We start from the raw sequence: 14,033 nt of genomic DNA, 5'->3' as shown, positions 1-14,033 counted from the left end.
GCGTCGACAGGGGCCCCGGAGCGGCATGGCACGCCGAGGGATCCGCAGCGCGCGACCCTGCACGGGCCGGCCGGACCTAGAGCGGCTCGTGCGATCGCATCACCGCGTCGCGATCTGCATAGATCCAGTCGCCGTCGCGGATCTGGACACCGCCGATCGTGACCGGGCCACCGCGCCGCGAGGGGCCCGGCGCCCAGCCCCGGCGAGCGGTCGTGCCGCGGGCGCGCACCCCGAGGGGCAGGGGCTCCATCCCGAGGCTGTCGCGGATGGCGCCGTCGACGATGACGCCGCGCCAGCCGTTCTCGACGGCGCGCGCCGCCAGCCGGTCGCCCATGACGCCGACCGTGAGCGAGCCCTGCGCGGCCACGACGAGCACGCGGGCCTTGCCCGGCTCGGACAGCGCGGCGAGAACGGGTTCGTGGTCGTGGTGGGTCTCCAGCACCGCCGCGGGGCCGAAGAACGTCTCCACGCCGCCGAAACTGCGGAACTGCAGGTCGATCACCTCCACCCGCTTGTGGTGGTCGTCATAGAGATCGGCCGTGACGATGGGGTCCTGCGGGGCAAGGGTCATGCCGCGAAGCTTTCCACCTTGGCGGTCAGGTCGGCGAGGTAGGGCGCGGGGTCGAGCGGTCCGCCCGTCACCCGGCGCAGGGTCCGGTCAGGGGACGACGAGCGCCCGTGGGCCCAGACGTTCGCGGCCATGAAGTCGAAGAGCGGGGCGTAGTCGCCCGCCTCCAGCCCGTCCGTGACGCCGGGCGCGTCCTGCGCGGCGGCGAAGAGCTGCGAGGACATGATGTTGCCCAGCGTGTAGGTCGGAAAGCTGCCGAGGTAGCCGTGGGCCCAATGGACGTCCTGCAGGCAGCCGCGCGTGTCGTCCGGCACCGCCAGCCCCAGCAGGTCGCGGAACCTCTCGTTCCAGACGCCCGGCAGGTCGGCCACGTCGAGGTCGCCGGCCACGAGGTCCGCCTCGATCCCCGAGCGCAGGATGATGTGCAGATCGTAGGTCAGCTCGTCCGCCTCGACGCGGATGAAGTCGGGGCGCGGGGCGTTCACGGCGCGCCAGTAGTCGCGGGCCGAGACGTCTGCCAGTTGGTCGGGGAAGGCGGCCTTCAACTCGTCGAAATGCAGCTCCCAGAACCGTTCGGACCGGCCGACGCGGTTCTCCCACATCCGGCTCTGCGCCTCGTGCATCCCGAACGAGGCGCCGCCGACGGCGTAGAGGTTGACGAGGTCGGTGGCCCAGATCGTGCGGGTGTGCTCGGGGGCGATGTTCTGCTCGTACATCGCGTGCCCCACCTCGTGCCACATCGCGAAGGTGCCGCCCGGATGCCATTCGTCGCGGAAGCGCGAGGTGATCCGCACGTCGCCGCGGGTCTGGCTGATCTCGAACGGATGGGCGGTATCGTCGAGCCGGCCGCGCGCCATGTCGTAGCCCATGCGCTGCGCCATGCTCAGGCCGAAGGCGCGCTGCTGCGCCACGGGGAAGGGGCGGGTGAGGATGTCGGCCCGGGCGGGCTCGGCGGCGAGGGCCTTGTCGAGGAGGGGCGCGATGCCGTCCTTCAGCGCGGTGTAGACCTCCTGCAGCCGTGCCCATGTCATGCCCGGCTCGAAGCGGGACACCATCGCGTCGTAGGGATGGCCGTCATGGCCGATCGCCTCGGCGATGCGGCGGTTCAGCTCCATCATCCGGCGCAGCACCGGCGCGTAGGCGGCGAAGTCGCTGCTCGCCCGCGCCTCGGCCCAGGCGGCATGGGCCCGGGCCTTCAGCCCCGCCATCTCCTCGGTGATCTCGGCCGGCACGGCGGTGAGGATCGCCCGTTCGCGCTCGGCCTGCTCCACCTCAGCGAGGCGGGGATCGCCGTCGTGCAGCTCATCCTTCGCGCCGTCGATGGCGCGGGCGAGGGCGTCGCCGGTGGCCATGCCGCGGGCGAGGCCGGTCAGCGTCGCCATCTGGTCAGCACGGGCATCGGTGCCGCCCGGGGGCATCGTCACGCGGGAATCCCAGTCGGCGAGGTTCATCACGCAGAGCAGGTCGTTGATCCGGCCGATCTCGGCACGGAAGGCGGCATAGGACATTCAGGAGGCCTCGAAGACGGGGGCGTCGATATGGCAGGCGGCGACATGGCCGGTCCCGCGCGGGGTGAGGGCGGGTTCCTCGACCACGCAGCGGTCGAAGGCATGCGGGCAACGGGTCCGGAACAGGCAGCCCGAGGGCAGGTCGATGGGGCTGGGCAGCTCGCCCCTGGCGGCGACGGCGCGGGTCCGCTGGGCGGGGTCGAGCGACGGCGCGGCATGGAGAAGGGCCTGCGTATAGGGGTGGCGGGGGCGCTCGAACAGCTCCTCCGCCTCGGCGACCTCGACGACCTTGCCCAGGTACATGACCGCGACCCGGTGCGAGATGTGCCGCACCAGCCGCAGGTCGTGGGCAACGAAGACGACGGTGAGGTGCAGCCGCTCCTGCAGTTCCAGCAGCAGGTTCACGACCTGCGCCTGCACGCTCACGTCCAGCGCGCTGACCAGCTCGTCCGCCACCAGCACCTCGGGCTCGACGCAGAGGGCGCGGGCGATGCCGATCCGCTGGCGCTGGCCGCCCGAGAATTCGTGCGGCCGCTTGTCGGCCGATCCGGCGGGCAGGCGGACGAGGTCCAGGAGCTCCTCGATCCGGGCGGGGATCTCGGCGGCGGGGCGCATGTCGTGGACGCGCATCGCCTCGGTCAGGATCTGGCGGACGGACATGCGGGGGTTCAGGGACGAATAGGGATCCTGGAAGATCATCTGGACCCGGCGGTTGAACGCGCGCCGGTCCGGCCCGGTCAGGCCCGACACGTCGGTCCCCTCGTGGACGATGCGCCCGCCGTCGAGGTCGAGGAGGCGCACGAGGCAGCGGGCGAGGGTGGACTTGCCGCACCCGCTCTCGCCGACGATGCCCAGCGTCTCGCCCCGCTTCACCTCCAGACTGACGCCGTTCAGGGCGTGGACCGCACGCTGCGGCCGGCCGCGCAGCCGCTCCAGCACGCCGCGGGTGATGGGGAAGTCCTTGCGGACGTCCTCGACGCTCAGGACGGTCTCGCTCATACCGGGCTTCCTTCCGCGGCGACGGCGTCCGCATGGTGGCAGGCCGACAATCTTTCGCCGACCCGCGGCTCCAGCGCCGGCACGTCGCGGCGGCAGATGTCGGTGGCGAAGCGGCAGCGCGGATGGAACGCGCAGCCGGGCGGCACCCGGTCCAGCTGCGGCGGCGTGCCCTCGATCGAATGCAGCACCGACCGCGCCGCGCTGGCCCGCGGGACCGAGGCCATGAGACCCGCCGTGTAGGCATGGGCCGGGCGGGCGAAGACGTCGGTGACGCTGCCCGTCTCGACGATCCGGCCGGCATACATCACCGCCATCCGGTCGCAGGTCTCGGCGACGACGCCCAAGTCATGGGTCACGAGCACGACGCTCATCCCCAGCTGGTCCTTCAGGTCGAGGATCAGCTTGAGGATCTGGTCCTGGATCGTGACGTCGAGCGCGGTCGTGGGCTCGTCCGCGAGCAGCAGCCGCGGCTCGGAAGCGAGCGCGATGGCGATCATCACGCGCTGTCGCATGCCGCCCGAGAACTGGTGCGGGAACTCGTCCAGCCGCCGCCCGGCATCGGGGATGCCGACGAGATCCAGCAGCTCCTTCGCCCGGGCGGTACGGGCGCGGCCGCGCAGGCCCGTATGGGCGCGCAGGTTCTCCTCGATCTGCACACGGACGGGCAGGACCGGGTTCAGCGAGGTCATCGGCTCCTGGAAGATCATCGAGATCTGGCGGCCGCGCACCGCCCGCAGCTCGCGGTCGCCGGCCGTGACGAGGTCGCGCCCCTCCCACTCGACCCGCCCCGATACCGCGCCGCCCACCGGCAGCAGGCGCAGGAGCGCCCGCAGGGTCACGGACTTGCCCGATCCGCTCTCTCCGACGAGGCCCAGTACCTCGCCCTGCGCCACGTCGAAGCTGACGCGGTTCACCGCCGTCAGCCGGCTGGCCCCCGCCCCGAAGGTGGCGGTGAGATCGCGCACGCGAAGAAGGCTCATCGCCGCGTCCTCAGCAGTTCTGCCAGCCCGTCGCCGAGGAGCGAGAAGCCGAGGCCGGTCACGACGATGGCGAGGCCGGGAAAGACGCCCATCCACCAGGCCGTCGACATGAAGTTCTTGGCCTCCGCGATCTGCACGCCCCATTCCGCCGCCGGCGGCTGCGCGCCGAGGCCGAGATAGCCGAGCGACGAGCCGAGCAGGATCGCCAGCGCCATGTCCGTCATCCAGTAGACGATCGCCGGCGTGATCGCGTTCGGCAGCAGGTGGCGGAAGATGATGCGCGCATGGGTGTAGCCCATCGCGCGGCCGGCATCGGCGTAGTCGAGCCGTTTCTGCACCCGCACCTCCGCCGCCGTGATCCGCGCGTAGAACACCCATCCGACCAGGCCGACGGCGATGTACATGTTGCCGAGGCCGGGACCGAGCACGCTGACGATGGCGATCACCAGCACGAGGAAGGGGAAGGTGATGACGGCGTCGACGACGCGGCCAAAGATCGTCTCGGCGATCCCGCCCGCATAGCCGACCAGGGCGCCCACGGCGGTGCCGAAGACGAAGGGAAAGATCGTCGCGAAGATCGCGATCTGCATGTCGATCGTGTAGGCGTGGATGACCCGGGACAGGACGTCCCGCCCGAAATTGTCGGTGCCGAACGGATGCGCCGCGCTCGGCCCCTGCAGGACGGCGTTGTAGTCGAAGGCGAGCGGGTCGTAGGGGGCGAAGAGCCCCGGAAAGGCTGCGACGAAGACCGACAGGCCGAGGATCAGCGCACCGCCGATGAACGGCAGGGGCAGATGCCCCGGACGGGGCAGTCGGACCGACCGGCGCGCGGCGTCCGCGGCTTCGGGCTGGGCGCTCTCGCTCATTTCGTCACCCGCGGGTCGAGCCAGGCCTGCAGCAGGTCGGTCAGCAGGAAGGTGATCGAGACGACGACGGCCAGCGTCACGGTCAGCCCCTGCACGACCGGGTAATCACGGCCGTAGATGCTGTCGACCATCAGCCGCCCGGCGCCGGGAATGGCGAAGACGGTCTCGGTGATGACCGCCCCGCCCAGAAGCGTGCCGATCGACAGGCCGAACAGCGCCAGCGTCGAGATCAGCGCATTGCGCAGGATGTGACGGAACAGGATGAGCCGGGTCCGAAGCCCCTTGGACCGGGCGAAGGTGACGTAGTCGGCGTCCAGCACCTCGATGATCGCGGCACGCAGGTTGCGCATAAGGATCGCCGACAGCGACAGGGCCAGCGTCACGGCGGGCAGGAACAGGTGGTAGAGGTGCTCCGGGAACGTATCCCCGTAGCCGCCGACGGGGAACCAGCGCAGGTTCGCGCCGAAGACGGTCAGCAGCACGAGACCGATGTAGAAGACCGGCATCGACAGCCCCACCTGGAAGCCGCCGCGGATCAGCGTGTCGGGCAGCCGCTCGCGCCGGAGGGCCGCGACGAAGGCCAGCGGAATGGCGATGATCAGGGCGATCGCGGCGGCCATCAGCGTCAGCAGCATGGTGATCGGCAGCCGGTCGGCGATCAGCTGCGTGACCGGGATCCGCAGCGAGATCGAGTTGCCGAGATCGCCGGTCAGGAAGGACTTCACGAAGACCCAGAACTGCACCGGGATCGACCGGTCGAGCCCCAGTTCGCGGTTGATCCGTTCGACGTCGGCGTCGAGCGCGCGGTCGCCCAGCACGGCGCTTGCCGGGTCGCCCGGCAGCAGCCGCACGAGGACGAAGACGACCACGAGGATGAAGATCAGCGTCGGGATCAGTTGCACCAGGCGGCGCGCGATGAATTCGGGCATCGACAAGGGGAGGGGGACCTTTCGTCCGGGGTCTGCCCGGGAGGATGGGCGGGGGCCCCGGGAAAGGGCCCCTGCCGGAGGGCGCTTATTCCTGCTCGATCCAGGCGCCGCGGAAGATGTTGTTGCCGAGCGGGATCTGCACGAAGCCGTGGACGTCGTTCTGCAGCGCGACCGGGTAGGGCGTCTCGTAGAGCGGGACGATCGGCCCCGTCGTGTTGAAGATCTCCTGGATCCGGGCGTATTGCTCGGTCCGGGTGGCGACGTCGATCTCGCTCTGGCTCGCCTCGAACAGGCTGTCGACCTCCTCGTTCATCCAGCCCGAATGGAGGGCGTCGATGGTCGGCGAATAGGCGAAATAGGACGTGATCTGGCCCGGATCGGCGATGTCGTTGGTCCAGCCCGCGACGCGCATGTCGAAGGTGCCGTTGCGGTACTCCTCGGTGCGGGTCGCGTTGTCGACCTGCTGGATCTCGAGGTCGATGCCGATCTGGCCCCACATCTGCTGCAGCGCGGTCGAGATGCCGATGTCGTCCTGGTTGCCCGCAAGCGCGAGGATCGAGGTGCTGAAGCCGTCCGGATACCCGGATTGCGCCATCAGCTCCTGCGCCCGTTCCAGGTCGTAGGGATAGAGCGGGCCGTCCCCCGAGGCGAGCGGGGTCGCCATCGACATGTAGCTTTCCATCGGGGTGCCGACGCCGAAGGTGACGGTCTGGATGATCGCTTCCTTGTTGGTGGCGTAGTTCATCGCCTCGCGCACCAGCGGGTCGGACAGCGGGTTGTCCTCTCCTCCGATCTCGTCCCGCACGTTCATCGTGATGTAATGGACGTAGGTCGAGGGAAAGAGCTCCATCGTGATGTTCGGGTCGTTCTGCAGTTCCTGCACCCGTGCGAAGGGGATCATCTCGGCCCCGTCCAGCTCGCCCGACTGGAGGCGCAGGATCCGGGTGGCGTCGTCGGGGATCACTTCGAAGGTGATCGCGTCGAGATAGGGCAGCTTCTCGCCGTCCTCGCCGTCTGCCCAGTAGTATTCGTTGCGCACCAGGTGCATTTCCGAGCCGCGATCCCAGCTCTCCAGCACGAAGGCGCCCGAGCCGACCGGGTTCTGCGCGAAGGCCTCGGCCTTCTCGGCGTCGGTCTCGCCGTCCGCCGCCTCGAACGCGGCCTGCGGCATGATGGCGGAGTTGAAGACCGTCAGCGCCGGAATGATGGCCGGGTCGGGCTGGCTGAGGCTGATCCGGATCATCCCATCCTCGGGGGAGGTGACCTCGCTGACCGAGGCCAGGAGGAAGTTCCAGATGCCGTTATCGGGGTTGCGGGCGCGGTCGAGCGACCAGATCACGTCGTCCGTGGTGATCGGGCTGCCGTCCGAGAACATGATGTCCTCGCGCATCGTCAGCGTGACCGTCATGCCGTCCTCGGACACCTCGTACCCGGTGGCGAGGCCGGGCTCGACGCCGCTGCCGTCCTCGGAGGGCAGCAGGAGCGTGTCGTACATGTTCGACAGGATCCAGATGTCGACATTGGCGTCGTTCAGCACCGGATCGAGGAACAGGCTGTCCGCATAGCGGCCGTAGGTCAGCGTGCCGCCGCGCTCCTGGGCGAGCAAGGGCGTCGCGGCGAGCAGCGCGGTGGCCGAGACGGCCATGGTCCTGAGAATGGTCATGCTTCCTCTCCGTTGAAGTGTTCTATTTTGGAGAAGCGTTGCAAACGAATTGTATTCAGTCAATGGAGCAGTTGGCTGGACGCGTCGAAATTTCGTGGCTAGTCTCACCCAGAAGGCCGGGTTTTCGGGATCACTGCCCGGAAATCGTGCTACAAATGAAGGACGGGGCAGCGGGATGGGTGATACGGACGGGGACAGGGCGCGACCGCGGGCCGACATGCGGGCCCGCATCGTCCATTCGATTGCGGACGGCTCGCTCGGCGCCGGCGACGCGCTGCCCTCGGTCCGCGAGCTGGCCGCCGAGGCCGGGGTCGCGCCGATGACCGTCAGCAAGGTCTACGCCCAGCTGCGCGCGGCCGGGCTGGTGGAGAGCCGGCCCGGTTCCGGCACCTTCGTCGCCCCTTCCGCACTGGCGCGCCTCGGCGCGTCGGGCGCGGACCGGGTATGGTCCGACCTCGACGCCGCCATCGACCGGGCGCTCGACGCGGGGCTGAGCGCCGACGACGTGACCGCGCTCTTCGCCGCCCGCATCCTGCGCCGGACCGGCCGCGCCCGACCCGCCCGCGTCGTCGTGGTCGGCCTGTTCGAGGACGCGACCCGCAGTTACGCCCGCCGGATCGCCGCCCAGCTGGGAGAGGCGGCCTCGGTCGGGGCGGTCACGCTGGGGGTGCAGCCGGGCCAGGTGCCGGCCGAGACGGCGGACAGGCTGCGCGAGGCGGAGATCATCCTGACCTTCGCCGCGCTGGTCGGCCGGGTCGAGGCGCTGGGGCCGGCCGCGCCCATCGTCGCCCTGCGCTTCATCCCGTCGGAGGAGACGCGAATGGCGCTCGCCTCGATCGACCCGATGGCCCGGGTCGCCGTCGTGTCCCGCTTCGCCGATTACCTGCCCGTGCTGGAGCTGGGCGTGCGCCGCTTCGCCCCGCATGTCGCCGACGTGACCGTCACGCAGATGGAGACGGGCGACGTCGCCGCCACGGTCGAGGGGCGGAGCGTCGTCGTGATGTCCACAGGCGCCGAGGCGGCGGCCGAACGCGCGCCCGCCGCGACTCATGTCGAATACCGCCACGTGCCCGACCCGGCGGATGTGGACCGGCTGGTCCGCCCGCTGCTGGACCGGATGCAGGCAGACGCACCGGAACGAAAGGACGCCAGATGAAGATTTCCGACATGAGCTGGGGACAGGTCGAGGCCTATCTCCAGGACGACGACCTCTGCGTCCTGCCCTTGGGCAGCACGGAACAGCATGCCGGCCTGTCGCTGAGCGTCGATTCGATCCTTGCCGAGAAGGTCGCCGTGGATGCTGCCGAGCCACTGGGCGTGCCGGTCTTCCCTGTCCTTCCCTACGGCCTGACGCCCTATTTCGCCGCCTATCCGGGGACCATCTCGCTGCGCGTCGAGAGCTATGTCGCGGTGATCCGCGACATTCTCGACGGGCTTTACCGGCAGGGCTTCCGCCGGATCGTCATGGTCAACGGCCATGGCGGCAACGCGCCCGCCGGTGCCTTCGCCATCGAGTGGATGGCCGACCATCCGGGCACCTCGGTCAAGTTCCACAACTGGTGGAGCGCGCCCCGGACGATGGCCAGGGTGCAGGAGACGGACCCGGTCGCCAGCCATGCCAGCTGGATGGAGAACTTTCCCTGGACGCGGCTGGTCGAGGCGAACGACCGGACGCAGAAGCCAATGATCGATCTGCAGCGGATGCGGGCGATGGATCCAGAGCGGGTGCGCGCCTATCTCGGCGACGGCAATTTCGGCGGCGTGCCGCAGCGCCCCGACGACGAGATGCACGCGATCTGGGAGATCGGCGTGGAAGAGACCCGCGCCGTGATCGAGGGCCCCTGGGAATGAGCCCGATCCTGATCTGGGGCGCCGGCGCCATCGGCGGCACCCTCGGCGCCGCCTTCCTGCGCGCGGGCCGCGATGTCGTGTTCGTCGATTCGGACGCCGGTCACGTCGACGCCATCAACGAGACCGGCCTGCGGATCGACGGCCCGCTCTGGACCGACACGGTCCGCGCCCCGGCCTACGGGCCGGACGGCCTGCAGGGCACGTTCGACACCGTCTTTCTCTGCGTGAAGGCGCTGCATACCGGCGCCGCGATCCGCCAGCTGGCGCCGCACCTTGCGAACAACGGCTGCGTCGTATCGGCCCAGAACGGCCTGAACGAGATCGAGATCGCCGAGGTGGTGGGCGAGGCGCGGACGATCGGCTGCTTCGTCAATTTCGGCGCGGACTACCTGGAGCCGGGGGTGGTCCACTATTCCGGCAAGGGCGCGACGGTGATCGGAGAGCTGGACGGCGCTCGGACCGAGCGGGCGGAGGCGCTCTACGCCCTGCTGAAGGACTTCAACCCGGATGCCGTGCTGACCGACAACATCTGGGGCTTTCTCTGGGGCAAGCTGGTCTACGGCGCCCTTCTCTTCGCCACAGCGCTGACGGACGATCCGATCGCCGACGTGCTCGACTCGCCCGAGGCCCGCCCGGTTCTGACGCGGCTGGGGCAGGAAGTCGCCCGCGTCGCGTCCGCCTCGGACGTGCGGCCCGAACCGTTCGACGGGTTCGACCCCGCCGCCTTCGCCCCGGGCGCGCCACAGGCGGCGCTCCACCGTAGCTTTGCCGACATGGTCGCGCACAACCGCCGCTCGGCGAAATCCCATTCCGGCATCTGGCGCGACCTCGCCATCCGCAAGCGCAAGACCGAGGCCGAGGCGCAGCTCGGCCCCATCGTCGCGGCGGGCGAGCGCACCGGCATCCCGACCCCCGTCACGCGGCGCGTGATGGAGATGATCCGCGAGATCGAGGACGGGCAGCGCAGGCTCGACAGTGCCAACCTCGCCGACCTGGCCCGCGACACGGGAGAGCCAGCATGAAACTCGACTTCACCGGCAAGGCGGCACTGGTCACCGGCGCCGGCCACGGCATCGGCCGCGCCATCGCGCTGGCCTTCGCCGCCCGGGGCGCGTCGGTCACCGCGCTCGACCTCAACGAGGCCGGCCTAGCCGAGACCGCCGGCATGGGCGACGTGCAGACCCGCGCGCTCGACCTCGGCGACCGCGCGGCGGTGCACGAGGTGATCGGCGCGCTCGGCCCGCAGGACATCCTCGTCAACTGCGCCGGCGGCGTGCGCGGGCAGGTGGGCCGGCCGCTGGAGGAGATCACGGAAGCAGACTGGCAGGCGATCTTCGACGCCAACCTCGCCGGGACCTTCTGGGCGAGCCAGGCCGTCGCGCCGGGGATGAAGGCGAAGGGGGCGGGGCGGATCGTCAACATCAGCTCGGGCGCGGGGCGGGGTGTCAGCCTCACCGGCATCCAGGCCTATGCCAGCGCCAAGGCCGGCCAGATCGGCCTGACCCGCCAGCTCGCCCACGAGCTCGGGTCCTTCGGCATCACGGTGAACTGCGTCGCCCCCGGCTTCGTCCGCTCCAACCCCACGACCGAGAAGCAGTGGGACGCGATGGGGCAGGCCGGGCAGAGCGCATTGCTGGAGCGGATCGCGATGCGCCGGCTCGGCACGCCGGACGACATCGCCCACGCGGTGCTGTTCTTCGCCTCGGACTTCGCCGGGTGGATCACCGGCGAGACGCTGGGCGTGGACGGCGGCAAATGAGCGCCGCGGAGGACTGGCTCGCCGCCCACGAGGCGGAGGGGGTGGAGACCATCGCCGCCTTCTGCCGCATCCCCTCGCTCTCCGCCGATCCCGCCTATCGAGAGGCCATCCCCGAAGCCGCCGGCTTCGTCGAAGCGCGGCTGGCCGAGGCGGGCTTCGGCACGGTCGAGCGGATCGAGACCGGGGGCCATCCGTGCGTCTATGCCGAGCGGATCGTGGACCCGGCGAAGCCCACGGTCCTCGTCTACGGTCACTACGACGTGCAGCCGCCCGATCCGCTGGACAAGTGGCGCTCGCCGCCCTTCGAGCCCGAGGTGCGGGACGACCGGCTCTACGCGCGCGGCGCGGCGGACGACAAGGGCCCGCTGACGGTGGCGCTGCACGCGCTGCGGGCGCTGCACGAGACGTCCGGGCTGCCGCTCAACGTCAAGGTGCTGGTGGAGGGCGAGGAGGAATCCGGCTCGCCCCATTTCGCGCCCACCGTCGCGCGCATGAGGGACCGCCTCGCCTGCGACCTCGTCGTCAGCGCGGACGGCGCGATGTGGCGGGCGGACCTGCCCTCCGTCACCGTGGCCAGCCGCGGCATGGTCGCGCTGGATGTCGAGGTGGCCGGCGCGGGCAAGGACCTGCATTCCGGCCGCCACGGCGGCAGCGCGCCGAACCCGGTACGGGCGCTGGTGCGGATGCTGGCGGGGCTGCACGACGACGAGGGCCGGGTGATCGTGCCCGGCTTCGCCGACGACGCGACGCCGCCGGACCCCCGGATCGGCGAGGCGATCCGCGCCTCCGGCTTCGACGTGAGCGCCTATTTCGACGGGATCGGCGCGCCCCGGCCCGATCCGCTGCCCTCGGCCGAAGAGCTGCTGACCCGGCAATGGCTGATCCCGACCCTGGAATTCAACGGCATCTCGGGCGGCTATGCGGGCGAGGGGACCAAGACGGTCATCCCCGCCACCGCCCGCGCCAAGATCACCTGCCGCCTCGTCGCCGGGCAGGAGCCGGACGCCGTCGTGGCCGCCATCGAGGCGCAGCTGCGCGCCCTCCTGCCGCCCGGCTATGCGCTGGAGGTCCACCGCCACGGGCCGGGCAGCGCGGCCTTCGCCTCCGATCCCGACCTGCCGGGTCTCAAGGTGGCCGAGGAGGTGCTGGAAGAGATCATGGGCCGGCGCCCCCTGCGCGTGGCGATGGGCGCGACCATCCCCATCGGCGAGGTCTTTCAGCGGTATCTGGGCCGGGGCGTCGTCTTCTTCTCCTTCGCGACGGCAGACGAGGACTACCACGCGCCGAACGAGTTCTTCCGCCTGTCCAGCTTCCGCAAGGGCTGCATCGCCTGGATCCGCCTGCTGGAGCGGCTCGCTTGAGCGCCCGCGGCCTGCTCGAGCGCTACGCGTCCGGGGACGATCCGTGCGAGGAGGTCGAGCGGGCGCTGGCGGCGGTGGAGGAATGGGAGCCGCGGCTCAACGCCTTCGCCCATGTCGCGCGGGACTCGGCGCTCGCGCAGGCGGAGGAGAGCCGCCGCCGCTGGCGGGACGACACAGCCCGCCCGCTGGAGGGCGTGCCGGTCGCGATCAAGGACCTGATCGATGTCGCGGGCCAGCCGACCGGCTGGGGCACGAAGGTGGAGCCGCCGCGACCGGCGAGGGCCGACGCGCCGCTGGTGGCGCGGCTGAGGGCGGCGGGCGCGGTGCTGATCGGCAAGACCAACTGCCTCGAATATGCCTACGGCGTCGCGCATCTCGAGATCGGCCAGACCAACAACCCGCACGATCCGTCCCGGACCGCCGGCGGCTCCTCCGGCGGGTCGGCGGCGGCGGTGGGCGCGGGGATCGTGCCGCTGGCCGTGGGCACCGATACCGGCGGCTCGATCCGCATCCCGGCGGCCCATTGCGGCATCGTGGGGCTCAAGCCGAGCTACGGGCTGGTGCCGCTGGAGGGGGTGTTTCCCCTCTCCTGGACGCTGGACCATGCCGGGCCGCTGGCGGGTGACGTGGCGGATGCGGCGCTGATGCTCGGCGTCCTGGCGGGGCAGGCGATGGCGGCGTCCGCGCCCCGGGCTCCGCGCATCGGCGTGCTGCGGGCCCACTGGCCGGCGGCGGCAGAGAACCGGGCGACGGCGGCGGCGATGGACGCCGCGCTGTACAGGCTCGGCGCGGCGGAGCTGGTGGAAGTCACGATCCCCGAGCTGGGCGGGGCCAACGCCGCGCTACTGGATCTGCTGCTGCCGGAGGCCTCGGTCATCCACCGGGATCTGCACGCGAGGAATCCCGGGGGCTATGCACCGGGGACGCGCTCGCAGATCGAGGCGGGATTCGACCTTCCCGCCACCCGCTATGTCGACGCCATGCGCGAGGCGGCGCGGGTCCGTGCGGCGGTCGAGGCGGCCTTCCCGCGGGTGGATCTGCTGCTCTCGCCCGCCGTACCCTTTCCCGCGCCGCACGAGGATCCCGAGATCGGCGACGCGGGCGACAGCGAGATGCTCGCCTCCGGCTTCGCCAACCTGACCGGTCATCCGGCGCTGACCCTGCCCTGCGGCGCCGTCGACGGCCTGCCGGTAGGTCTTCAGCTGGCCGGCCCCCTCGGACGGGATGCCGCGCTGCTCGCGGCGGCGCAGGTGGTGGAACGCATGCTGGGCCGGGCAAGCGACACCGTCGGGACAACCGACTGAGCGGAGCGGGGCGCCGTCCCGGCCCCGACGCAAGATCGCCCACGGCCCGCTCCGCAGTCGAGGACCGGCCCCGGGTAATCCCTTCCCGGGGACGCCTCATCGTCGTGCTGCGCCCGGCCGGACGCGCCGATGAGGGCCGCGCTCCCGGCCGGCATGGCAAGGCTGGACTGGTCGCCGGGAGGGGGCCCTTGCACGATCCCGCGGGTCTGCCTTCGAGGGGGCTTGGCCACCCCGACGATCCGGGT

General features: G+C 70.9%; 13 protein-coding genes. 6 read left to right on the top strand and 7 right to left on the bottom strand.

Going from position 1 to position 14,033, the window contains the following annotated elements:
- Positions 1 to 76 precede the first annotated feature (76 nt).
- The 7 genes from BUE30_RS03620 to BUE30_RS03590 all read right to left on the bottom strand — a co-directional run bounded on the left by BUE30_RS03620 (position 77) and on the right by BUE30_RS03590 (position 7,513).
- Entirely contained in the window at positions 77 to 571 is a 495-nt protein-coding gene (locus tag BUE30_RS03620) for an RraA family protein (RefSeq protein ID WP_073326454.1), read from the bottom strand.
- The gene (locus BUE30_RS03615; protein ID WP_073326453.1) at positions 568 to 2,076 is read right to left on the bottom strand and encodes a carboxypeptidase M32; all 1,509 of its coding nucleotides are present in this window, start codon (positions 2,074 to 2,076) and stop codon (positions 568 to 570) included. The genes BUE30_RS03620 and BUE30_RS03615 overlap by 4 nt, the downstream gene beginning before the upstream one ends.
- The gene (locus BUE30_RS03610; RefSeq protein WP_073326452.1) at positions 2,077 to 3,075 is read right to left on the bottom strand and encodes an ABC transporter ATP-binding protein; all 999 of its coding nucleotides are present in this window, start codon (positions 3,073 to 3,075) and stop codon (positions 2,077 to 2,079) included. It lies immediately after the preceding gene.
- On the bottom strand, positions 3,072 to 4,055 hold the full coding sequence (locus BUE30_RS03605; protein WP_073326451.1) for an ABC transporter ATP-binding protein: 984 nt from the start codon (positions 4,053 to 4,055) through the stop codon (positions 3,072 to 3,074). Before BUE30_RS03605 ends, BUE30_RS03610 begins: the two co-directional genes overlap by 4 nt.
- Complete coding sequence (locus BUE30_RS03600) at positions 4,052 to 4,921, bottom strand: ABC transporter permease (RefSeq protein ID WP_073326450.1); 870 nt, start codon at positions 4,919 to 4,921, stop codon at positions 4,052 to 4,054. Before BUE30_RS03600 ends, BUE30_RS03605 begins: the two co-directional genes overlap by 4 nt.
- Positions 4,918 to 5,850 (bottom strand): ABC transporter permease, encoded by a 933-nt coding sequence (locus BUE30_RS03595; protein WP_073326449.1) that lies wholly within the window; start codon positions 5,848 to 5,850, stop codon positions 4,918 to 4,920. The genes BUE30_RS03600 and BUE30_RS03595 overlap by 4 nt, the downstream gene beginning before the upstream one ends.
- A gap of 85 nt (positions 5,851 to 5,935) precedes the next feature.
- Positions 5,936 to 7,513 carry an ABC transporter substrate-binding protein gene (locus BUE30_RS03590; protein ID WP_073326448.1) on the bottom strand — a complete coding sequence of 526 codons (1,578 nt, stop codon included), beginning with the start codon at positions 7,511 to 7,513 and terminating at the stop codon, positions 5,936 to 5,938.
- Between the two features lie 175 nt (positions 7,514 to 7,688).
- On the opposite strand from BUE30_RS03590, the gene BUE30_RS03585 reads away from it, so the two are divergent.
- From BUE30_RS03585 to BUE30_RS03560, 6 genes are read left to right on the top strand one after another with little or no spacing between them, the layout of a single operon-like run.
- Positions 7,689 to 8,669, top strand: a complete 981-nt coding sequence (locus BUE30_RS03585; RefSeq protein WP_073326447.1) for a GntR family transcriptional regulator — start codon at positions 7,689 to 7,691, stop codon at positions 8,667 to 8,669.
- Positions 8,666 to 9,364 (top strand): creatininase family protein, encoded by a 699-nt coding sequence (locus tag BUE30_RS03580; protein ID WP_073326446.1) that lies wholly within the window; start codon positions 8,666 to 8,668, stop codon positions 9,362 to 9,364. The genes BUE30_RS03585 and BUE30_RS03580 overlap by 4 nt, the downstream gene beginning before the upstream one ends.
- A complete protein-coding gene (locus BUE30_RS03575; RefSeq protein WP_073326445.1) occupies positions 9,361 to 10,386 on the top strand; it encodes a ketopantoate reductase family protein in 1,026 nt (341 codons plus the stop codon). The genes BUE30_RS03580 and BUE30_RS03575 overlap by 4 nt, the downstream gene beginning before the upstream one ends.
- Complete coding sequence (locus tag BUE30_RS03570) at positions 10,383 to 11,123, top strand: SDR family NAD(P)-dependent oxidoreductase (protein ID WP_073326444.1); 741 nt, start codon at positions 10,383 to 10,385, stop codon at positions 11,121 to 11,123. Before BUE30_RS03575 ends, BUE30_RS03570 begins: the two co-directional genes overlap by 4 nt.
- Positions 11,120 to 12,484, top strand: a complete 1,365-nt coding sequence (locus BUE30_RS03565) for a M20/M25/M40 family metallo-hydrolase (RefSeq protein ID WP_073326443.1) — start codon at positions 11,120 to 11,122, stop codon at positions 12,482 to 12,484. Before BUE30_RS03570 ends, BUE30_RS03565 begins: the two co-directional genes overlap by 4 nt.
- A complete protein-coding gene (locus BUE30_RS03560; RefSeq protein ID WP_170865605.1) occupies positions 12,481 to 13,788 on the top strand; it encodes an amidase in 1,308 nt (435 codons plus the stop codon). Before BUE30_RS03565 ends, BUE30_RS03560 begins: the two co-directional genes overlap by 4 nt.
- Positions 13,789 to 14,033: the final 245 nt, after the last annotated feature.

This window comes from Wenxinia saemankumensis (assembly GCF_900141735.1).
GTDB lineage: Bacteria > Pseudomonadota > Alphaproteobacteria > Rhodobacterales > Rhodobacteraceae > Wenxinia > Wenxinia saemankumensis.
Note: the sequence above shows the minus strand (reverse complement) of the source record. Positions and strands in the feature narration are given on the sequence as shown.